General features: G+C 40.2%; 16 protein-coding genes. 6 read left to right on the forward strand and 10 right to left on the reverse strand.

Annotated features, from left to right (window positions below; genetic code table 11):
* Window positions 1–194 precede the first annotated feature (194 nt).
* Window positions 195–3,509, reverse strand: a complete 3,315-nt coding sequence (locus VOI17_RS01995; protein ID WP_323755561.1) for a glycosyl hydrolase — start codon at window positions 3,507–3,509, stop codon at window positions 195–197.
* Window positions 3,510–3,687: 178 nt separating this feature from the next.
* The gene (locus tag VOI17_RS02000) at window positions 3,688–5,238 is read right to left on the reverse strand and encodes a glycine--tRNA ligase (protein ID WP_323755562.1); all 1,551 of its coding nucleotides are present in this window, start codon (window positions 5,236–5,238) and stop codon (window positions 3,688–3,690) included.
* Window positions 5,239–5,374: 136 nt separating this feature from the next.
* On the opposite strand from VOI17_RS02000, the gene VOI17_RS02005 reads away from it, so the two are divergent.
* Both VOI17_RS02005 and VOI17_RS02010 read left to right on the forward strand, forming a co-directional pair.
* Window positions 5,375–5,914: a DUF2911 domain-containing protein gene (locus VOI17_RS02005; RefSeq protein ID WP_323755563.1), complete on the forward strand. Its 540-nt coding sequence runs from the start codon at window positions 5,375–5,377 to the stop codon at window positions 5,912–5,914.
* 162 nt (window positions 5,915–6,076) lie between these two features.
* A complete protein-coding gene (locus VOI17_RS02010; RefSeq protein ID WP_323755564.1) occupies window positions 6,077–6,580 on the forward strand; it encodes a hypothetical protein in 504 nt (167 codons plus the stop codon).
* Window positions 6,581–6,641: 61 nt separating this feature from the next.
* On the opposite strand, the gene VOI17_RS02015 is transcribed toward VOI17_RS02010, so the two are convergent.
* Entirely contained in the window at window positions 6,642–8,567 is a 1,926-nt protein-coding gene (locus VOI17_RS02015; RefSeq protein WP_323755565.1) for a cation:proton antiporter, read from the reverse strand.
* 99 nt (window positions 8,568–8,666) lie between these two features.
* The gene (locus tag VOI17_RS02020; protein ID WP_323755566.1) at window positions 8,667–9,878 is read right to left on the reverse strand and encodes a bifunctional alpha/beta hydrolase/OsmC family protein; all 1,212 of its coding nucleotides are present in this window, start codon (window positions 9,876–9,878) and stop codon (window positions 8,667–8,669) included.
* 378 nt (window positions 9,879–10,256) lie between these two features.
* Between VOI17_RS02020 and hemH the strand changes: the two genes are divergently transcribed.
* A complete protein-coding gene (gene hemH / locus VOI17_RS02025; protein WP_323755567.1) occupies window positions 10,257–11,276 on the forward strand; it encodes a ferrochelatase in 1,020 nt (339 codons plus the stop codon).
* A gap of 4 nt (window positions 11,277–11,280) precedes the next feature.
* Here hemH and VOI17_RS02030 read toward each other — a convergent pair whose 3' ends face one another.
* The 4 genes from VOI17_RS02030 to VOI17_RS02045 form a co-directional block, all read right to left on the reverse strand.
* Window positions 11,281–11,622: a hypothetical protein gene (locus VOI17_RS02030; protein WP_323755568.1), complete on the reverse strand. Its 342-nt coding sequence runs from the start codon at window positions 11,620–11,622 to the stop codon at window positions 11,281–11,283.
* Window positions 11,623–11,627: 5 nt separating this feature from the next.
* Window positions 11,628–12,770 (reverse strand): cysteine desulfurase family protein, encoded by a 1,143-nt coding sequence (locus VOI17_RS02035; protein ID WP_323755569.1) that lies wholly within the window; start codon window positions 12,768–12,770, stop codon window positions 11,628–11,630.
* Window positions 12,771–12,774: 4 nt separating this feature from the next.
* Window positions 12,775–14,166, reverse strand: a complete 1,392-nt coding sequence (gene glmM, locus VOI17_RS02040) for a phosphoglucosamine mutase (protein WP_323755570.1) — start codon at window positions 14,164–14,166, stop codon at window positions 12,775–12,777.
* 96 nt (window positions 14,167–14,262) lie between these two features.
* Window positions 14,263–14,493 carry a hypothetical protein gene (locus tag VOI17_RS02045; RefSeq protein WP_323755571.1) on the reverse strand — a complete coding sequence of 77 codons (231 nt, stop codon included), beginning with the start codon at window positions 14,491–14,493 and terminating at the stop codon, window positions 14,263–14,265.
* Window positions 14,494–14,579: 86 nt separating this feature from the next.
* Between VOI17_RS02045 and mazG the strand changes: the two genes are divergently transcribed.
* The 3 genes from mazG (at window position 14,580) to VOI17_RS02060 (ending at window position 18,417) form a co-directional block, all read left to right on the forward strand.
* Entirely contained in the window at window positions 14,580–15,389 is an 810-nt protein-coding gene (mazG, locus tag VOI17_RS02050) for a nucleoside triphosphate pyrophosphohydrolase (RefSeq protein ID WP_323755572.1), read from the forward strand.
* Window positions 15,390–15,409: 20 nt separating this feature from the next.
* A complete protein-coding gene (locus tag VOI17_RS02055) occupies window positions 15,410–17,185 on the forward strand; it encodes a chloride channel protein (RefSeq protein ID WP_323755573.1) in 1,776 nt (591 codons plus the stop codon).
* A 629-nt stretch (window positions 17,186–17,814) separates the two neighbouring features.
* Window positions 17,815–18,417 carry a thioredoxin family protein gene (locus tag VOI17_RS02060; RefSeq protein ID WP_323755574.1) on the forward strand — a complete coding sequence of 201 codons (603 nt, stop codon included), beginning with the start codon at window positions 17,815–17,817 and terminating at the stop codon, window positions 18,415–18,417.
* A gap of 45 nt (window positions 18,418–18,462) precedes the next feature.
* On the opposite strand, the gene VOI17_RS02065 is transcribed toward VOI17_RS02060, so the two are convergent.
* Window positions 18,463–19,968 (reverse strand): GH3 auxin-responsive promoter family protein, encoded by a 1,506-nt coding sequence (locus VOI17_RS02065; protein WP_323755786.1) that lies wholly within the window; start codon window positions 19,966–19,968, stop codon window positions 18,463–18,465.
* A 33-nt stretch (window positions 19,969–20,001) separates the two neighbouring features.
* Window positions 20,002–20,733, reverse strand: coding sequence for an LPS export ABC transporter ATP-binding protein (gene lptB / locus VOI17_RS02070; protein ID WP_068410816.1), 732 nt, complete (start codon window positions 20,731–20,733; stop codon window positions 20,002–20,004).
* Window positions 20,734–20,753 lie beyond the last annotated feature (20 nt).

Here is a 20,753-nt window from a genome sequence, read left to right on the forward strand (position 1 = left end):
ATTTGGAATACACTTATTTGAACCAGATAATCATGAGGCTTAGTTATTTATTAGAACACTAAACTGAAAATCAGATAGAAAATAGGTGGTATGAAGAGGGTGTGAGGTTAAAAATTCGATAAAACGAATTAGGATCAAATATATGAAAAATAGTACAAGGGTCATATTTGGAATAACCCCTGTACATCTTTTCTCTATTGCTTCTTCCAATTAGGGAGCCTTCCTGATGTAAGTGGTGCTTCCAATTGATCTAGTTTTGTATCCATTCTAGTGAATTCACTTACCAAAGCTTTCACTTTAGGCAGAATTGGGCCAAACTCATTCGCAGCAATATCATAGTTGGCTTTAGCCGTCCCAGTTACATTAGAGGTTGAGCCAAAAATATCATAAACCGCATTTTGTGCTCTTTGGCCTGTGCTATATTCTCCGTCCATATCTAGTTGGCGGTAATCAGAATCACCATTAATTTCCATATTAAGGGCATTCACTTTAGCCTCTAAAGCCATGATTTCTTTCATCAGTTCATTGCTCTCTCTAGCAGAAAAGCCTTTGGCCGCTGCCTTATAGTTTGCAATTTTTCCGTTCATTTCGCCCAATACGGATCGGGTTGAATTGACTGCCTGCATTAAAGCCATTGCTTTCTTTTTGAAATTTGCCATGGCAAGCCAATCGGCTGCTGGAATAGTTTTATTGTCGATGTCTTTCACTTTAAAACTTACCGGCTCGGCTAACTCACTGATTTCACCTTTTATATTTTGTGACAAACTCACAGTATAGTTACCTGGAACAACATACACATTAGATGAAGGCAAACTGCTGGTCACTGAAGCTTGTCTTTCGTTCACGGGGCCAAAACCAGCATAGGTCATGTCCCAATTCATTTCGCTAATGCCTTTTCTCAACGGGCTTCTTAATTCGCTCACAATATCGCCCGATTGATCTTTTATAGTGAAAATTAAGAAGGAAGGAAGTTCGCTTTCTTCGGCTTTCAGTTCTTCTAAGGTTGGATAAGGAATAGCCTTCCCGTTTTTAAAGGCTTCTGCATCTCTTTTTGATCTTTCGGCTTTCAATGAACTCACCCCTTCTTTCACATAATAAGTAAAAGTTGTCCCTCTGGTTGGGTTATCTGCCGAATAGAACATTTCGCCCTGAAAACCTTTGTCTGCACTGCCCAAACTACCAAGCGGCTGCCAAGTATTATACATCAAGCCGTCCTTAATTTTGAAAATATGACCGTCCTTGGCCAAAAGGTCTTGCGTCATTTCGCGAAGCGGAGCATAGTTGTCTAGCACATAAAAACCTCTTCCAAAAGTAGCGAGTACCAAGTCATTTTCTCTTTCTTGAATTGCAATATCACGTACATTTACTGCAGCAGGCAGCCCTGCAGATAATTTTGTCCAGCTTCCACCTTCATTCATCGAAACAAACACTCCATACTCAGTTCCTGCAAATAGAATATTTGCGCTTACATGATCTTGCTCTAAAGCATAAACAGCTCCTTTGGGTAGGTTTGAAGAAATGTTCGACCAAGTTTTTCCCTTGTCATTACTTTTATAAATATAGGGGTTGAAATCACCACTTTTATGATTGTTGAAAGCTGCGTAAACTGTATTCACATCGTGCTTAGAAGCAATTAAATCATACACATACGTATTCTCAGGTACGCCAGCAAAACGATTGATTTTCCTCCAGTTTTTGCCTCCGTCTTCAGTAATGTTAATTTGACCATCATCAGTCCCTGCATAAAGTAATCCTTCTTGCAAACGTGATTCATCTAAAGAAACCGCAGCACCATACCGTGAGGTGGAACCGTTTTTCGCCACCGCATCCATAGGCCAAATTTTACCCATGATTGGCAGCAAGTTTCTATCAATGTCTTGATCTAATTCACCGCTAATTACCTCCCAAGAATCACCGCGATCTGTACTTTTGAATAACTTATTTCCACCAAAATATACTGTTTTGTGATCGTGAGGACTGATCATTAATGGGGCATCCCAGTTAAAGTTATATTGCCTTTCGTCCTTTCTTGGTTTAGGCTGAATACTCACTGATTCACCACTCTGCCTATCAAAGCGAACAATGCCGCCATTTTGCGACTGAGAATATACAATGTTAGGGTCTTCTGGATCAGGAACAGACTCGAAACCGTCACCGCCTTGAGTCACAATCCAATCTGAACTTACAATACCGTGGCGGCTTAACGTTTGCGAAGGGCCATGCAAGCTATAATTGTCTTGTGTTCCGCCCATAATATTATAGAATGGATATTCATTGTCTACCGAAACTTTGTAGAACTGAGTAACTGGCAAATTGCTAAAGAACTTCCAGTTTTGGCCTCTGTCGAACGATTCGTAAACCCCTCCATCATTGCCTTCTAATAAATGGTCGGTATTATTTGGGTCAATCCATATGGCGTGGTTATCCCAGTGCTTACTTTTTTCACCCAAACCAGAAAATGTCTTTCCACCGTCTTCTGTAATTTGTGTAAACGTATCTAAAAGGTAAACACGCCCTACATGGACAGGGTCAGCTACAATTTCTTGGTAATAATTCCCGCTGGAAGAAGTACTACTCATTTTCTGCCAAGAAGCGCCACGATTGGTACTTCTGAAGAATCCACCTTGGCCACTTTGAGCTTCAACTACGGCATACAGCACTTCTGGGTCGGCTGGTGAAATAGCCATACCAATTCGGCCTTTGTCACCACCAGGCAAACCACGGTTAATTTTTTCCCAAGATTTACCGGCATCCATCGATCTGTAAATGCCAGACTCTGGGCCTCCGCCTAAATAAGTCCATTGTCTTCTTCTCCTTTGGTGGGCTGTGGCATAAAGAATATCAGGGTTTCTTGGATCGAAGTGCACTTCATTTACTCCAGTGTGCTCACTGATTTCTAAGACTTTCTCCCAATTTTCACCACCATCAGTAGTTTTATAAAGGCCTCTGTCACCCCCTGCGCTCCATACCGGGCCATAAGCAGCTACATAAACCACATCAGAGTTGCGAGGGTCAATGGCAATCATACCAATGTGCTCTGAGTTTTTCAAACCCATGTTTTTCCATGAGCTGCCGCCATCTTCTGATTTGTAAATACCATCGCCATAAGAAACGGAACGCTGGTTATTATTCTCGCCAGTGCCTACCCAAATTACACTATGGTTATTCGGGTCAATTTCTACTGTTCCAATAGAATACGAACCTTGACCATCGAAAATTGGGGTGAAAGTAGTGCCTGCATTAGTGGTTTTCCAGACACCACCTGCTGCTGCACCCACATAAAACTCACTATGGTTGGATGGGTTCACTGCTATGTCGGCAATTCTACCCGAAGTAAGCGCTGGGCCGACACTTCTGAACTTTAAGGTGCCAAGAGAAATTCCTTTTAATGGGTCATTTACTTCGGCTTTGGCTGGCTCCTTTTTATTGCGCTGGGCAAAGGCTGTTGTAGAAACAAGAACGAATGCTAAGAATAAGCAAAGCGGCTTGAAAAGACGGATATTTTTCATTTAGATTGGTTTTGAGTTGAATAAATATAGCGTTTATTCGAAACAGAACCCAAAGTACATTCTAAGAATGGGATGGAAAAGTGCTCAATAAAAACGGTCTGAGTTTGGGCATAGCTCAATTAAAAGCCATAAACCGAAAATCAGACCGCAGTAAATTAGGCCAAATAGTGAATTGCTATTACAATTCTCTAAGCAAATTGGTCATCGAAGTTACCTCCGTAAGTTTTGCCTTAAGCGCTTCAACAGAAATTCTGATTTGACTTAAATCATCTCTATCGCGAAGCGTAACCGTATTGTCTTCCAAAGTTTGGTGGTCTACAGTTACACAATAAGGGGTACCAATCGCATCCTGTCTTCTATAACGTTTACCAATCGCATCTTTTTCATCGTATTGGCAATTGAAGTCAAACTGAAGGTCGCTCAAGATTTCTCTAGCTTTCTGAGGCAGTCCTGAATCTTCCTTTTTAAGCAATGGCAAAATAGCCACTTGATATGGTGCCAAAGCTGCTGGTATTTTTAATACCGTTCTTTCACTTCCATCTGCCAATGTTTCTTCCGTATAAGCAGCACTCAATACCGCCAAAAACATTCTGTCCAAACCAATCGATGTTTCTACTACATAAGGCACAAACGATTCGTTTTCAACTGAATCGAAAAACTGAAGTTTTTTACCTGAGTGCTCCTCGTGTGCTTTTAAATCAAAATCCGTTCTAGAGTGAATTCCTTCCAATTCTTTAAAGCCCATAGGGAAATTGAACTGAATATCGGCTGCGGCATTAGCGTAATGCGCCAAGTTAATGTGGTCGTGGAAACGGTAATTTTCATCACCCAAACCAAGGGCTTTGTGCCATTTGATTCGCTTTTCTTTCCAGCTTTCATACCAAGTCAATTCTTCGCCCGGTTTTACAAAAAACTGCATTTCCATTTGTTCGAACTCACGCATTCTAAAAATGAACTGACGCGCGATAATTTCATTTCTGAAGGCTTTTCCAATTTGGGCAATCCCAAAAGGCACTTTCATTCTACCCGATTTTTGAACGTTCAAGAAATTGACGAAAATTCCTTGAGCCGTTTCTGGACGTAAATATATTTTGCTGGCGCCTTCGGCCACAGAGCCCATTTCTGTAGAAAACATTAGGTTGAACTGACGAACGTCTGTCCAATTTTTTGAACCAGAAACTGGGTCAGCAATGCCTAATTCTTCTATAAGCGCTTTAACATCGGCCAAGTTTTCGGTTTCTAAACTATTGCCTAAACGCTGGCTAATTTCATCCATCTTCTGTTGATTTCTCAACACATTAGGGTTGGTAGCCATAAACTGCTCCTTGTCGAAAGCATCGCCAAAACGCTTCTCCGCTTTTTCTACTTCTTTGGTTATTTTAGCTTCAATTTTGTCCAGATATTCTTCCACCAAAACATCGGCACGGTATCTTTTTTTCGAATCCTTATTATCGATCATAGGATCATTAAAAGCATCTACGTGACCTGAAGCTTTCCAAGTAGTGGGGTGCATGAAAATTGAGGTGTCAATGCCCACAATATTTTCATTCATTTGCACCATGGCTTTCCACCAATACTGCTTAATGTTATTTTTTAGTTCAACTCCGTTTTGACCGTAGTCGTACGCGGCAGAAAGGCCATCATAGATTTCGCTGGATTGAAATATAAAACCGTATTCTTTCGCATGCCCTGCGATTTTTTTAAGCTGATTATCGTCATTTTGTGCCATGCGGCAAAGATATGGAAAAGGCTTTCAACATGTGCAATGCATTACTGAAAAAGCAAATTTCCGTTTATCCAGTCTCGGCATAATCCTTGAGGCTTTTTGCGAGTCTTAGAAATCAGAATCCTTATATTTGTTTGGTATGAAAAGAAAGCTTTCCACAGCAGTACTTATTTTAGCCGTCATTGTCGGTGGTATTGTTGGCGTACAACAGTATCAGCTTTATCAGACAAAAAAGTATAGCCCTGCCGAAATTGCATCATATAACAACAATGCCATAAATATTGAGGTTACTTACAGTAGGCCATTCAAAAAAGATCGTGAGATTTTTGGCAAGCTGGTTCCTTACGGCAAATGGTGGAGAACAGGCGCTAACGAAGCCACCACTATTCAGCTATCAAGAGATGTTTCTTTTTCAGGAAAAACCCTCAAGGCAGGCCTTTACTCTTTAGTAACCATACCTGGAGAAACCGAATGGCAAATCGTTTTCAATAATCAAATTCACGATTGGGGCACTGTTTATACTCCCGAAGATGATGTCTTAAGAGTAAGCGCTAAAGTAGAAGAACTTCCTGAAGTGGTTGAACAATTTACCATTGATTTTTCCGAAGAAAACGGAAGCCCTGTACTCATTATTGCTTGGGACAAAACCAAAGTTTCCACACTATTTAAGGTGCTCTAACCACCCATTTTATTTTCTTCCTCCATAATAAAAAAACAACCTGTGCTAGCATTTAGTGTGTCTCACTCATAAAGCAACCGACTTCTGCTTCACATTGATTCCCTCCCTCATTAAACCTTGATCTCACTTTTCAATCCAAGGTTCACAACAAACGAAAAGGAAATGAGGTCAATAATTAAAATCTTAATGGTAGGCTTGATCGGAGTATCAGCAAACCAAATGTTAGCTCAAAATACTAATAAGACATTATTGCAAACGGAGCAAATGGCAGCGAAGCTCGGTTTAAATGAGCAGCAAAAATTAGCGCTGGATAAAGAATTGAAAGCAGTGCAAACAGAGCGTAAAACCTCTATGGAAAAAATGCGGGCTTTAAGAGAAGAAATGAAGCGCGATGCTTTTGTAGAAAGACAAGCCAAGGAAGAACGACTTAAGGAAATTCTAACCGAAGAGCAATACGCAAAATTAAAGGAGTCCTCAAAAAATGGTCAAAGAGGCAGGGTTCAAGGTCAAAGAAACCGAGGCGAAATGATGAGAGGGGCAAATAGAAATGAAGGTCGCTTTTCACCCCAAAATGATCGAGAAAATATGGACAGGCGTATGATGATGAGAAAACGCGGTCCTGAAATGAAAGAAAAAACCAAAGAGAAAAAAGACGGAGGAAATTAAGAGTTGTAATATGTGGTTGTTTTGTAAAAAGGGGTTGATCGAAAGGTTGACTCCTTTTTCGTTATCGGTCAAACTTCAATGTCACTTTTTGTAGACTCTCTTTAGAGCCCACAATCGTCAAAACATCTCCTATCCTCAATCGGGTATAACCATGTGTAATTATACTCTGCCCATTACGATTAACAGAAAGCACAATAATGTCTGCGGGCAATCTTAGCTCTCTTAAAGGAATACCTCTCAAGTTTGGATTAAGCACCTGAATGTCCATAGTGTCTTGACCTTCTTTCATTCCCAAAAGAAGTGTAGCAGCCTGTGGCGAACGCACCAAATGATCCATTAAACTTACCATGGCAGTATGAGGGTCGACAATAAGGCATCCTAACTTGTGGAACTTCTCGAAATTGTAACGTTGATTCAGCCTTACCACAATGTCCTTCGTACCTACATTTTGATAAATAAGTTCAGCGATACCAAGGTTCTCATCATCGGTAAGTGTGAGCACTATGGCTTCTACTTTTTCAACATTAATACCCTTGAATGTTTCTAGATCAAAATCCTTGACTTGATGGATGATAAGATCAGGAAAATCCTCCACATTTAAATCTTCTTTTCTGGTCACCAATTCTGCTTCCCAACCATGTTCTTTTAGTTGCCTCGCGAGGGCAACACTTTGCGAATCGAAGCCAACAATGAAAGCATCACGAACACCATCATATTGAGGAATATTAGCCCTGGTATGGCCTTCGCCCACCAGATTAATGGACCATTTGAAAAGTGGCGGGCCAACAAATTGATTCAATACAATAACTGCAACAACTACTGTGGCAAATTCAGAGCCCCAAGTTGGAAATGCATCGGCAACGATTGTAGCTAAACCCAAGCCAACACCCGCCTGAGTAACATAAGGCATCCAACCAATTTTACGGAACAAAGGAGAATCGCCAGCCAAAGCTCCACCAACAAAAGAGCCCAAGACCATAGTCACTAAACGCAGTGTAAATAGCAAAACAGCAATCCCGAAGAGTTCAATAAAAACATCTAGCGAAACGCTTATTCCCGTAAGTGTGAAAAATGCGATGTAAACGTAAGGGCCAATTTCTTCCAGAATTTTCAGAAACTCATAGCGAAATTTACTGTAATTGGTGACGATGAAACTACCGATGATGCAAATCAGCAATGGCTCTAAATGAAACTCCTTCCCGAACTCTTCAACGGTATAACTTTTTACGAAATAGTAAAACGCATAAACACCATAACCTGTGGCCAAAATCAGAGTGGTTTTTAAATGCTGATGCATTCGTTGCTTTAAAAGAAGCGTCAAGATCTTCCCCACCAAAAAGCCTAAGCCAAAGGAGGCGGTAAGCTCTGCCAATAAAGTCAGCAAGAATTTCAGACGCAATGGATCGCCATTCACCAAGGCCTGCGACACAGAAAAGCAAATAGCAAAAAGAAGAATCACCAGAAAGTCCTTCACCACGGTTACGCCCATGGCGGTACGAACAAAAGGTCCTTTTGCTCGCATTTCGGTAATTACGGCAATGGCAGAAGCAGGGGAGCGCGCCACAAAAATAGTGGCCATTAATAGTGAGACAGCAACTTTATTGGCGGCATTCAAGTCGCTCATAAATGGAATAATGCCCGCCATGAAATAGATGACAATAGAGCTGACGACAAAGGTGACCACCAATTGTCCAAAAGTCATCCATTTGATACTATTAAACTGACTTCTGACTTCTTTTAAATAGAGTTCGGCAGCAGCGGCAAAAGCGATAAATGCCAAGGAAATGTCGTTGATGAAATGAAGACTATTGCCCGCACCTTTCGGCAATAAATTAAAAATGAAAGGGCCAGAGAATAGGCCAATCACTAAAAGGCCGGTAATAAAAGGCAGTTTAATTTTTGTAAAAAAACCTGCCAGTTGCTTCGCGGCTACAGCCACAATGGCGAAACCACCCAATAATAAAACCGTGTTTTGGTTGAAGGTCATTTAAAGCTGATGTGTGATCTTATCCCTACTTCAATTTTGAACAAGCTGACAAAATAGCTAAAAATTCTATCTGAAAGCTGAGATTAAAACGATTTATGGCTACGCCTTAAGCTTCGTATTGACAGTTAAGCCTTTAGTCAGCGTTTTATGTACAGGACATTTATCTGCAATCTTCAAAATTCGCTCCCGTTGCTCTTCACTCAAATTTCCTGTTAGTTCAACCTCTCTATTAATAAATTCCATTTGTGCTGGCGATCCGCTTATGGCATCTTCTACATGGCGTTTATTGAAGGTCAAGTGTACTTTCACGTCATCGAGTTCCATTTTCTTGTGGTCTGCATAAAGCCTTATTGTCATGGCCGTGCAAGCCCCCAAAGCAGACACCAGTAAGTCATAAGGGGTTCCACCCAAATTAGTTCCTCCTACATCTTTAGGTTCATCGGCAATTAGGTAATGCTGATTCGCCATGATTTCGGAAAGGAGTCCATCTTCCTTCTCATTTCTTACCAGCACCTGGTGTGTAGTTTCAAGCCCTTCTTCATTCAATTCCAAATCCACATAACGTTTGGCCCAAGTGGCAATTATTTCACCTACATAAAGAGAGTCTTCTTTATTGGTTAGCAAGTGATCGGCCTTGTCTAATGAGATATAGCTTTTAGGGTGATGGGCAGCCACATAAATCTTTTCAGCATTCTTGATGTCTACCGTTTCATCTTGTGGGGAATGAAAAATAAGCAATGGCTTTCTTAACTCACTTATGACAGAAGTCAGCTCTGTTTTATCCAAATCCTCAATAAACTGCTGTTTAATCGTAAAAGGTCTTCCGCCCAATGAGACCACCGCCTTACCGTTTTCTTCAATTTCTTCTAACGAACTTTTAAAAAGCTTTTTAAGATGTGGCGTATCAGATGGAGCACCAATGGTAACTACCGATTTTATAAAATCCAGTTGACTGGCGGCCATCAATACCGCAGCACCACCCAATGAATGGCCAATTAGAATGCTTGGCACTGCATAGTTTTTGGCTAAATATTCCGCGGCAACAACGAGATCTTGAATGTTCCCAGAGAAATTAGTGTCAGCAAAATCACCTTCACTTTCTCCCAAACCTGTGAAATCGAACCTTAGTACGCCAATTCCTTTAGAGGTCAATGCTCTGCTAATGTTGGTGACCGCAAGTAAATTCTTAGAGCAGGTAAAGCAATGGGCGAACAAAGCATAGGCAACAGGCTTCTTATCCACGGGTTGTTCAAGTTTTGCAGAAAGCAGAAAGCCCTCAGCATTTTTAAATTGAAGTTTGATTGTTTTCATGGCCATTCTGGATCTATTTTCAAGTTTAATCTATAAAAAACGCTATAAAGGCATCCACCCAAAACCAAAAAGGGTTTGATTCGTTAAGAGGGTGTGCTCTTAATTGAGTCACTAATTAATGATTTATTTTTTAGGCACAGGTAAGGGTAAATACCAAATGCCTTGTTTTCTAATAAATCTACCTATAAATAAGGTCGCTCAAATATCTCTCTAAAGGAAGAGGAGTCCAATAGAGAATAAAACAACAGATTTGAACGATATAGATGAGGCACTATCTTAACAGATAGTGCTTTTTTATTGTCTATTGAAAAGATCAATTGGCCTAACTCCCGAAAACAAATATCTTTGTAAACGGTTTATCAAGGCTAAATTCCAACCATGCAAAAAGAAAAAATTGGTGTCTTACTCGTTAATCTAGGCACACCAGATAGTCCCTCCACACCAGACGTTCGCAAATACTTACGCCAGTTCTTAATGGATGGAAGAGTTATAGACATCCCATTTCTTTCTAGGTTTCTCTTAGTTCAGGGCATTATTGCTCCTTTAAGAGCCCCAAAGTCAGCAAAAGAGTATGCCAAACTATGGGTTGAAAGAGGAAGTCCACTAAAATTTTACGGATACGATGTTCGTGATTCTTTGCAAGAATTATTAGGCCCTGAGTATAAGGTGGCTTTGGGTATGCGCTATCAAAGCCCAAGTATTGAAGTGGCATTAAATGAATTAAAGGCTGCCAGCGTAAGCCGAATTATCGTAATCCCATTATTTCCGCAATACGCTTCAGCTTCTACAGGTTCTGCGGTGCAAGAGGTAAATGATGTGGTAAACAAATGGCAGATCATTCCTTCCATGAGCTACATTAATCAGTTTATGGACCACCCTAAATTCATTCAGGCTTTTGCTGAAAACGGACTGAAACTGATGGAAACCACTGATTACAACCATGTGGTTTTCAGTTACCATGGGTTGCCAGAACGCCAAATCAAAAAAGGATCTGATGGAAACCAATGTCAGCTCGGAAGTTGCTGCAATAAATTCCACGAAAAAAACCGTTACTGCTACCGAGCGCAGTGTTTTTACACTTCTCGGCTTTTGGCCGAAAAACTGGGCTTAAGCGAAAATCAATATACTATTAGTTTTCAATCGAGGCTGGGTAAAGATCCATGGATTAAGCCTTACACCGATGAAATTCTGAAAGACCTTCCGAAAAAAGGGATAAAAAAGGTATTGGCTTATTCTCCTGCTTTTATTGCCGATTGCTTGGAAACTACGGTTGAAGTGGGCGAACAATTTAAGGAAGAGTTTATGGAAGCTGGTGGAGAAGTTTGGGATTTGGTACCAAGCCTTAATAACTCAACGACTTGGATTGAAGGGCTAAAAGAAATGGTAGAAAATGCTTAAATGGTTAATTGGCAGAGCTAATTTGTTCTATTCGGATAAATGATCCGTCACCCAATAGATTGGCGCAATCAGAAAGCTCGTCTAAGATTTCTCCTTTAATGAATACCGAAGCTCCGTTTTGCTTATACTGCGCAGGTAAAAATGTGGGAACATAATATCGTCCACCATCCGTTTGAAAAATATATTCGCAACTGAGACTTACTGTAGCGCCTTCCACAATGGTGCCCCTGAGTTCAGAAATATCAATGTCCTCGTCAGAGCAATTCAAAAGAAAAAAAGAAAGCAAGGCCAACAGATATATTGGCCTTGTTGTAGTCTTATGTAATATGGAACGAAATTCGTTCATCAATTCTATGCGTGTATTGGGTTTAGAATCTCAACGAGTTTTTCCACAGTGTAGTCTACTTCCGCTGCTGTTGAGTACTTCCCAAAAGAAAAACGAATACCTTGTCTTTCTGGGTCTGCTTTTATTCCTGTTAACACATGAGAACCAGTATTAGCTCCACTAGAACAAGCGCTTCCACCAGAAGCAGAAATCCCATTAATATCTAAATTGAAAAGCAACATGTCGTTATCTTCGTGTGCCGGAAAGCTTGCGTTCAATACCGTGTAAAGGCTATGGCCTTCTCTGATATCTCCGTTGAATTCAATGCCTGAAACATTGTTCTTCAAGCCTTCAATCATTCTGGTTTTTAACCCTTGAATGTGCTTGGCATGGCTGTCCATATCTCGATAAGCAATTTCTAATGCTTTGGCCAGGCCAACAATGCCGTAAACGTTTTCTGTTCCACCTCTGTGGTTTCTTTCTTGGCCTCCGCCTTCCACAAAACGGCCTATTTTCTTACTCTTACAAACTCTTAAAAAGCCAACGCCTTTTGGCCCATTGAATTTGTGGCCTGCGCCAACAATAAAGTGGCAAGCCAATGACTGCAAATCATGTTTGAAATGCCCCATGGTTTGCACCGTATCGGAATGAAAAACGGCATCATATTCTTTACACATCTCGCCAATTCTGGCAATGTCATTCAATGTTCCGATTTCGTTATTGGCATGCATGATGGACACCATTGAACGTGAATTGTCCTTTAAAAGACTGTTCAAATGGTCATAATCCATATGGCCTTGGTTGTCCATATCAACAAAACTCAATTTCACTTTACCTTGGGCTTCAAGCTTTTCTGCTGTTTGCAAAACCGCCTTGTGCTCAATTTTAGAAGTGATTAAATGCTTTAAACCGTAGGCTTCAACACTGCAAGTAATGGCCGTATTATCGGCCTCAGTTCCACCAGAAGTAAAGAAGATTTCAGAAGGAGTTGTATTCAGCAACTCCGCCACCGTTTTCCTTGCCCTTTCCACCTTAGTTCTTACTTCTCTTCCATGCGCATGGGTTGAAGACGGGTTTCCGTAGAACTCAAGCATCATTGGTTTCATGGCCTCAAATACCTCAGGGTCCAATGGTGTTGTAGCAGCGTTGTCTAAATATATCTTCTTCATTCTATCAAGATTTTGATGAAACGATTTCTTTAATATCGGTAATAATTTTATTGGCCAAATACTCGGCAGTGGCCTGCGATTCTGACTCAGAATAAATACGAATAATTGGTTCAGTGTTCGACTTTCGTAAATGTACCCATTCTTTATCAAACTCTATTTTTACTCCATCAATGGTATTTATTGGTTGCTTAGCATATCGCTTTTGCATTCCTTCTAATACTTTATCCACATCAATGTCTGGCGATAAATCAATCTTATTTTTTGAGATATGGTAGTTAGGGTAGCTCGCTCTCAACTGAGACATTTTCTTTCCGTACTTAGCTAAATGTGTTAAGAAAAGCGCGATTCCAACAAGGGCATCTCTACCGTAATGTAATTCAGGGTAGATGATTCCACCATTTCCTTCACCACCAATTACAGCATTTATTTCTTTCATTTTGGTTACCACGTTCACTTCTCCCACTGCAGCGGCTTCGTAACTACCTCCTCTTTTTTCGGTCACATCTCTCAATGCTCGGGTTGAAGAAAGGTTTGAAACGGTATTGCCTTTGGTTTGTGAAAGCACATAATCTGCAACCGCCACCAAGGTGTACTCTTCACCAAAAGGATCACCATTTTCGGATACCATAGCCAAACGATCCACATCTGGATCCACCACAATGCCAAGGTCGTAAATGCCCTTCTGCATAATTCTAGTAATGTCTCCTAAATGTTCTGGAAGTGGCTCGGGGTTATGAGGAAAATGGCCATTAGGTTCACAATAAAGTTCTTCAATTTGCACAACTCCCAAAGCTCTCAACAAAGGAGGAAGTGAAATACCACCCGTAGAGTTTACACAGTCAATAGCCACTTTGAATTTGGCCGCCTTAATTGCTTCAACATCCACTAATGGAAGTTTCAGAATGGCATCAATGTGTTTCTGGATATAAGTATCGTCTGTTCTGTATGTACCTAAAGACTTAACTGGAGCAAACTCATAGGCATCGTTTTCAGCAATTTCTAATACTGCTTTCCCGTCATCACCGCTGATAAACTCGCCTTTGGCATTCAAAAGTTTTAGCGCGTTCCATTGAACAGGGTTATGACTGGCGGTAAGAATTATCCCTCCACAAGCATTTTCTGCTGTAACTGCCATTTCAACTGTTGGAGTTGTGGAAAGGCCGAGGTCAACCACATTCAAACCTAAACCTCTTAAGGTAGAAGAAACTAAGGTAGAGACCATTTCACCAGAAGGTCTAGCGTCACGACCGATAACAATCGTATTTTGTTTCGAGTTTTGCTTTGCCCAGGTGCCAAAAGCGGCAGAGAATTTAACAACATCAATTGGTGTAAGCGATTCGTTTACTTTACCGCCAATGGTTCCTCTTATTCCTGAAATAGATTTGATTAAGGTCACGTATATGTTAGGTTGGTTGTAATTACAAAGCTAGCAAAAACAGAATATGACAATCGTTTTTGATCGACTTTTGAAGTCCGCAAATAAACAGGGAGATTACTTAAACTTGGCAAGCACTTTATCCACTTCGTTATCAGGGTTTCCACAGCTTTCACCTGCTTGTACAGTTTTTCCACAATAGCCACAGGCTGCACCATCCTTATTCAAAAAGGGGTTTTGGGAAGCACATGTCCCTTTGAACTCTCCGTTTTTTAAAAAAATTAAGCGGACAGACATGAATATGAAGAACAATCCTACAAGTCCTAAGGTCAAATATAGCGTTATCATGGTAGACTAATTTTTTGCAAATTTAAGATAGTTGTGCGTAGAACGCTACCTTTGGACTGTAAGTTTCCCAAAAAGCCTTTATCTCAATGCTTCAACCCAAAAAAGACCTTCATAGAAAAGAAAAGTTAGACGCCTTCGACCGCTTGCTTACCATAATGGATGAGTTGCGCTTAAACTGCCCCTGGGACAGAAAGCAAACACTGGAGAGTCTTCGCCATTTGACTATTGAAGAAACTTACGAACTTTCAGAAGCCATTCTCGAAAACAACCTTGATGAAATCAAAAAGGAAATCGGAGACGTCATGCTTCACTTGGTGTTTTATTCAAAAATAGCCGATGAACAAAAGGCTTTCGATATTGCCGATAGCATAAACGCCATTTGCGATAAACTTATTCATCGTCACCCCCATATTTATAGTGATGTAGAAGCCAAAGATGAGCAGGCCGTAAAGGAAAATTGGGAAAAAATTAAGCTGAAGGAAAAAGGAAATACTTCCGTTTTAGGCGGAGTGCCTAAAGGCTTACCTGCCATGGTAAAAGCCATGCGAATTCAAGACAAAGCTAGGGGTGTTGGCTTTGATTGGGAAAAGAAAGAGCAAGTTTGGGAAAAGGTAGAAGAGGAGATGCAGGAGTTCAAAGATGAATTCAACATTGAGGACACTGCTAAAATTGACAAAGAAAAGGCTTCCGGAGAGTTTGGTGACATGCTTTTCTCGCTCATCAACTACTCTCGCTTTATAGATATCGATGCTGAGGAGGCTTTAGAGCGAACAAACCTTAAATTCATAAAACGTTTTCAGTTCTTAGAAACGGAATCGAAAAAGGATGGTAAAAACATAGCAGAGATGAGCCTTCAGGAAATGGATAAATATTGGGAAAGGGCTAAGAATCTTTAGAGATTTGCAGTGAAATATTTATGAAGTTCAATAAGACATTTTCAACGTTTTTAATCTGGAGAATACGCCACATCAGTACGCGTAACTTTCTTATAATTCTAAGTGGCGTTATAGGTCTTTTGGGAGGAGTGGCGGCCGTACTCCTAAAAAGTACCGTCCATTACATTCAACACACCCTCAGTGACTTTAGAGAAGATGTTGCCCATTATCTTTTTCTAATCTATCCACTGATCGGGATTGTTATTACTTCCATTGTTGCTGATAAACTTCTGAAGGAAAAATTAGGTCACGGAATCACCAGCATTCTATACACTATCTCTAAAAAATCAAGCATCATAACATGGGTAAAAACCTATAGTAGTATGGTTACTTCAGCCATTACAGTAGGTTTTGGTGGTTCAGTAGGACTAGAGGCACCTATTGTGGTTACTGGCTCTGCCATTGGCTCAAACATTGGGCAGCTAATGCACCTCAGTTATAAGCAACGCACCTTAATGATTGGCTGTGGTGCAGCTGCAGCAATTTCCGGAATTTTCAACTCTCCGGTAGCGGGAGTTATTTTTAGTATCGAAGTTATTTTAACAGATGTAACTATTGCAGCCTTCATTCCACTGCTCATCGCTTCCGTAATTGGTTCATTAGTTTCCATGCTCACATTAGGGCCAGATGTGCTCTTCTCCTTTGACCTGAAGGATCCATTCTTGGCTTCTGATTTTCCTTACTTCTTGGTTTTAGGGGTTTTGTGTGGTTTGGTTTCCGTGTATTTCACGCGGCTTACTCAGTACACAGAGTCGATTGCAGTTAAAATTAAGAGTAAAACAGGAAGAGCTGTTTTTGGAGGTTTAGCACTGGGAATTATCATTTTCGTTTTTCATCCAATTTATGGTGAAGGTTACGATTCAATCACCACTATTCTCAATGGAAACCCTGAAGCACTTTTAAAGGAAAGCTTTTTCCTAAAAAATCAAGACAGTACCCTTTACCTTATTCTCTTTTCGCTAGGGATTTTGCTGATCAAACCAATTGCCACTGGACTTACTTTGGGAGCTGGTGGTAGTGGGGGGATTTTCGCTCCCTCACTTTTCATTGGGGCCATTACCGGATATATCTACTCTCAAACCATCAATTTTTTAGGAATAGGCAAAACTCTTTCGATTAGTAATTTCACTTTGGTCGGCATGTGTGGTGTAATGAGTGGTGTATTGCACGCTCCACTTACTGCCATATTCCTTATTGCTGAAATTACTAGTGGTTATACCCTATTTTTACCCTTAATGCTAGTCTCAGCAATTGGCCTTAGCACCTCACGTTATTTCGAGCAGTACTCCTTTTATACTGGTCGTTTAATTAAGGCAGGCGACCTCATTACTAACGATAAAGACCGGCAGGTATTAAGCTTGATAAAAATTGAAAAGCTAATTGAAAATGACCTCCTCACTATCCACCCAGAAAAGACCCTTGGCGATTTAGTGGCCCTAGTTCGAAAGTCTAAAAGGAATATTTTTCCTGTCGTAAATGAGAAGGGTGAGCTTCAGGGAATTATCACGCTTGACGACATTCGTGAAATTATGTTTGATCCAGCATCTCAAAAAAGTGTTATTGTGGCAGCCTTAATGCACAAACCACCTGCTACGGTTTCTACAAACGATAAAATGGAAGAAGTAATGACAAAATTTGAGAAGACAGGGGCATGGAATCTCCCTGTGATTAAGGACAATAAGTATTTAGGAATTATGTCAAAATCTCGTATTTTCAGTGCCTATCGCACCAAACTCAAGCGTCAGAATAAGGAATGATTGTTCCAATAATTAGCCCACATTTTTTAAATATTATTTATCCCCAGAATTATGAATATACCCCTCTAGAATGCCCTAGAGCGATTTTTTAAATACTTATCAACAAAAATCAAATTCCACTTGCTTAATTTAAGTCTCTTATAATCAAGTGTTTATGCGTTTTATGTTAAAAAGTGTGGACAACTTTTCAATTTTGTGGAAAACATTATTTGACTTTGTTCAATCTTTGTTTTGTCTAAAAACCTTTATAATAATCGATTTTTGAAAGCCCATTTATGAACCAGAAACGCAGCTTTCAGCATAGGCTTCAATTGTATTTTCAGTAGTAAGAGTTGACTCAAATCGAAATGCAAATAGTTCAATCTCCAATGACCTGAATGTTAACCCAATATTACGCTCATATGAGCAGGTTATTCTTTTGTATTTGGCACCAATAAAAACCCAAGTCAAAACAATTTGGTGATTTTTGACCTTCATTAGAATAGTTATATTTTGGATATTTCAGATTAAAGCTGTGAATCCAAATAAAACCTCTTTAAACAACAGTCACATAAAATATGTTGAATGAAAGGTGGAGAATGACGAGCTTCAAGCTTTGAAAAAGGAATTGCCAATAAAGATCAACTGTTATGGTTTATATTAAAGCATTTGTAATATCATTTCTCTTTATAGTAGGAGGACTGAACCAAACTCCTCAAGGGGTTAAAATAGGGGGTACCGCTCCAGACTTTAACCTTAAAAATATTGATGGTAAAATGGTATCACTCAATACCAATAAAAGTGCGAAGGGCTATATTATTGTTTTCACTTGTAATACTTGCCCTTATTCAGACATGTATGAAGATCGAGTTATAGCTTTGCATCGGAAGTATGCTGCTATGGGATATCCCGTAATCGCCATCCAGCCTAACAACCCTAAAATTTCTACTGGAGACTCTTACTCAAAAATGAAAGAAAGGGCCAATGACAAAGAATTTCCTTTTGCATATTTAATAGACACCGATAGTCAGGAAACCACAGCGGCCTATGGCGCAACAAACACTCCTCAAGTATATGTTCTAAATAAAGAGAGACAAGAATTTAGAGTAGCATATATTGGTGCGATTGACAATAACAGCCGTAACCCTGAGTCAGCCACCAAACGATACGTAGAAAGTGCTGTAGACGCCCTTTTAAATGGGCTAAGCGTTGAAACCAACAGCACCAAGGCCATTGGCTGTACGATAAAATAGAAGAAGACTAAACTCAATCAGTTAAATAGTTGAAGCCCTTCTACTTTACAATACTTGCTTGTGATTTGCCCCTAACATCTTTAGAATATCATCCAGATACTCTCGTGTGTTAGAAAGTCTAGGTACTTTGTTCTGACCACCCAGCTTTCCCCTCCCCTTCATCCATCTATAAAAAGTGCCTACTTCGGCCTTATGAACAATAGGGCTGGTCAGTGCCATATCTTTATAGCGCTTAGCATCATAGTCTGAGTTGATTTCACGGAGCGTTTCATCCAAAAACCTTGTGAAATCTTCAAGGCTATCGGGTTCTTTTTCAAATTCAACGACCCATTCGTGGGCAGCCTTTTCGTCTTGACTAAAATACTTCGGAGCTGCAGTAAAATTATTAATCAAGGCTCCCGTTTTATCTGAAGCCTCAGCAATTGCCCTTTCTGCGTTTTCAACTACCAATTCTTCTCCAAAAGCATTTATATAATGTTTCGTTCTTCCAGAAATTCGAATTCTATAAGGAGAAACGGATGTAAACAGAACTGTATCTCCAATTTTGTATCTCCATAAACCAGCATTGGTAGAAATAAGCAATGCATAGTTTTCGCCTTCCTCCACTTCTTCGAGCCCAATTACCTTGGGTGAATCTTTGTGTATTTCGGCAAAAGGAATGAATTCGTAGAAAATGCCATAATCCAGCATGAGCAACATATCCTCAGACCCCATTTCATCCTGAATACCAAAAAAGCCTTCCGAAGCATTATAGGTTTCCATATAATGCATTCCGCTAGAAGGAATCATCTCCTGAAAAATATTTTTATAAGGGCCAAAAGCCACTGCTCCGTGAAAGAAGACTTCGAGGTTCGGCCAGACGTCATGGATATTATCTGTTCCTTTAAGCTCCATAATTTTCTGAAGCAAAATAATCGTCCAAGTAGGTACGCCCGAAATACTAGTCACATTTTCGTCCATGGTCGTTTTGGCCATGATCTCAATTTTAGACTCCCATTCATCCATGAGAGCAATGTCCAACGCAGGGGTACGAACAAACCTTGTCCAATATGGGAGGTTAGACATGATTACCGCTGAAACATCTCCATAAAACGACTCTTTACTGCTGTCGAATTGGTTCATCTGCTGGCTTCCGCCAATTGTGAGTCCTTTGCCATCGAACATCCGAGTTTCAGGATTATTGTTGCAGTATATGGAAAGCATGTCCTTTCCTCCTTTAAAGTGGCATTCTTCTAAAGCCTCATAAGAAACGGGGATGAATTTGCTCCTGGCATTTGTGGTTCCCGATGATTTGGCAAACCACTTTACATCTGATGGCCAAAGCAAATTTTGCTCGCCCATCATGTTTCTTTCTATATATGGATTAATTTCCTCATAAGAGAAGATAGGGATGTCTCGTCTAAACTGTTCTTGATTTTGAATGTCAGCAAACCCATGGGTACGACCGAACTCTGTATTTCTGGCAGTAGTAATCAGTTTCTTGAATAATTCGTCTTGCACCTCTAATGGATACTTCATGAAAAGGCCGATTTGATACATCCGCTTTTTCATTACCCATGTGAGTATCGAGTTAATTATTGCCACTTACACTTTCCGCTTTAGTTCGAAATTCTTACCTAGGTATACCTTTCTTACCTGCTCATCCTCGGCCAATTCTTCGGCAGTTCCTGCCTTTAAAAGTTTGCCTTCAAACATAAGGTAGGCTCGGTCTGTAATAGAAAGGGTTTCGTTCACATTATGATCTGTAATGAGAATACCGATGTTTTTTTGCTTCAGCTTAAAAACAATAGACTGAATTTCCTCTACCGCGATGGGGTCTACACCAGCAAAGGGTTCATCAAGCAACACAAATTTAGGATCTACAGATAACGCCCTTGCAATCTCCGTTCTTCTTCTTTCTCCTCCTGAAAGTACCTGCCCCTTGTTTTTTCTCACATGAGTAAGACTGAACTCTTCTAAAAGAGATTCCATCTTTTCTTTCTGTAATTTCTTTGGGAGTTTTGTCATCTCCAACACCGCCATGATGTTTTCTTCCACAGTAAGCTTTCTAAAAACACTAGGTTCCTGAGCTAAATATCCAATGCCTAATTTGGCCCTTTTAAACATTGGCAAGGGGGTAATATCTTCATCTTCGAGATAGACATTTCCTTCATTAGGCTTAATTAAGCCAACAATCATATAGAATGTAGTGGTTTTCCCTGCACCATTTGGCCCTAGTAATCCAACGATTTCTCCCTGTTCAACTTGCACGGAAATATCATTGACTACTTTTCTTTTTTTATATGTCTTGACGAGGTTGTCGGCTCTTAATTTCATGATGGAATGGCAAAAATAGA

The organism is Roseivirga sp., assembly GCF_034669765.1.
GTDB lineage: Bacteria > Bacteroidota > Bacteroidia > Cytophagales > Cyclobacteriaceae > Roseivirga.

Excerpts from the sequence above, each read along its gene's own strand:
- VOI17_RS01995 (WP_323755561.1), bottom strand. The coding sequence starts at position 3,509 with ATGAAAAATATCCGTCTTTTCAAGCCGCTTTGCTTATTCTTAGCATTC.
- VOI17_RS02000 (WP_323755562.1), bottom strand. The coding sequence starts at position 5,238 with ATGGCACAAAATGACGATAATCAGCTTAAAAAAATCGCAGGGCATGCG.
- VOI17_RS02005 (WP_323755563.1), top strand. The coding sequence starts at position 5,375 with ATGAAAAGAAAGCTTTCCACAGCAGTACTTATTTTAGCCGTCATTGTC.
- VOI17_RS02010 (WP_323755564.1), top strand. The coding sequence starts at position 6,077 with ATGAGGTCAATAATTAAAATCTTAATGGTAGGCTTGATCGGAGTATCA.
- VOI17_RS02015 (WP_323755565.1), bottom strand. The coding sequence starts at position 8,567 with ATGACCTTCAACCAAAACACGGTTTTATTATTGGGTGGTTTCGCCATT.
- VOI17_RS02020 (WP_323755566.1), bottom strand. The coding sequence starts at position 9,878 with ATGAAAACAATCAAACTTCAATTTAAAAATGCTGAGGGCTTTCTGCTT.
- hemH (WP_323755567.1), top strand. The coding sequence starts at position 10,257 with ATGCAAAAAGAAAAAATTGGTGTCTTACTCGTTAATCTAGGCACACCA.
- VOI17_RS02030 (WP_323755568.1), bottom strand. The coding sequence starts at position 11,622 with ATGAACGAATTTCGTTCCATATTACATAAGACTACAACAAGGCCAATA.
- VOI17_RS02035 (WP_323755569.1), bottom strand. The coding sequence starts at position 12,770 with ATGAAGAAGATATATTTAGACAACGCTGCTACAACACCATTGGACCCT.
- VOI17_RS02045 (WP_323755571.1), bottom strand. The coding sequence starts at position 14,493 with ATGATAACGCTATATTTGACCTTAGGACTTGTAGGATTGTTCTTCATA.
- mazG (WP_323755572.1), top strand. The coding sequence starts at position 14,580 with ATGCTTCAACCCAAAAAAGACCTTCATAGAAAAGAAAAGTTAGACGCC.
- VOI17_RS02055 (WP_323755573.1), top strand. The coding sequence starts at position 15,410 with ATGAAGTTCAATAAGACATTTTCAACGTTTTTAATCTGGAGAATACGC.
- VOI17_RS02060 (WP_323755574.1), top strand. The coding sequence starts at position 17,815 with ATGGTTTATATTAAAGCATTTGTAATATCATTTCTCTTTATAGTAGGA.
- VOI17_RS02065 (WP_323755786.1), bottom strand. The coding sequence starts at position 19,968 with ATGAAAAAGCGGATGTATCAAATCGGCCTTTTCATGAAGTATCCATTA.
- lptB (WP_068410816.1), bottom strand. The coding sequence starts at position 20,733 with ATGAAATTAAGAGCCGACAACCTCGTCAAGACATATAAAAAAAGAAAA.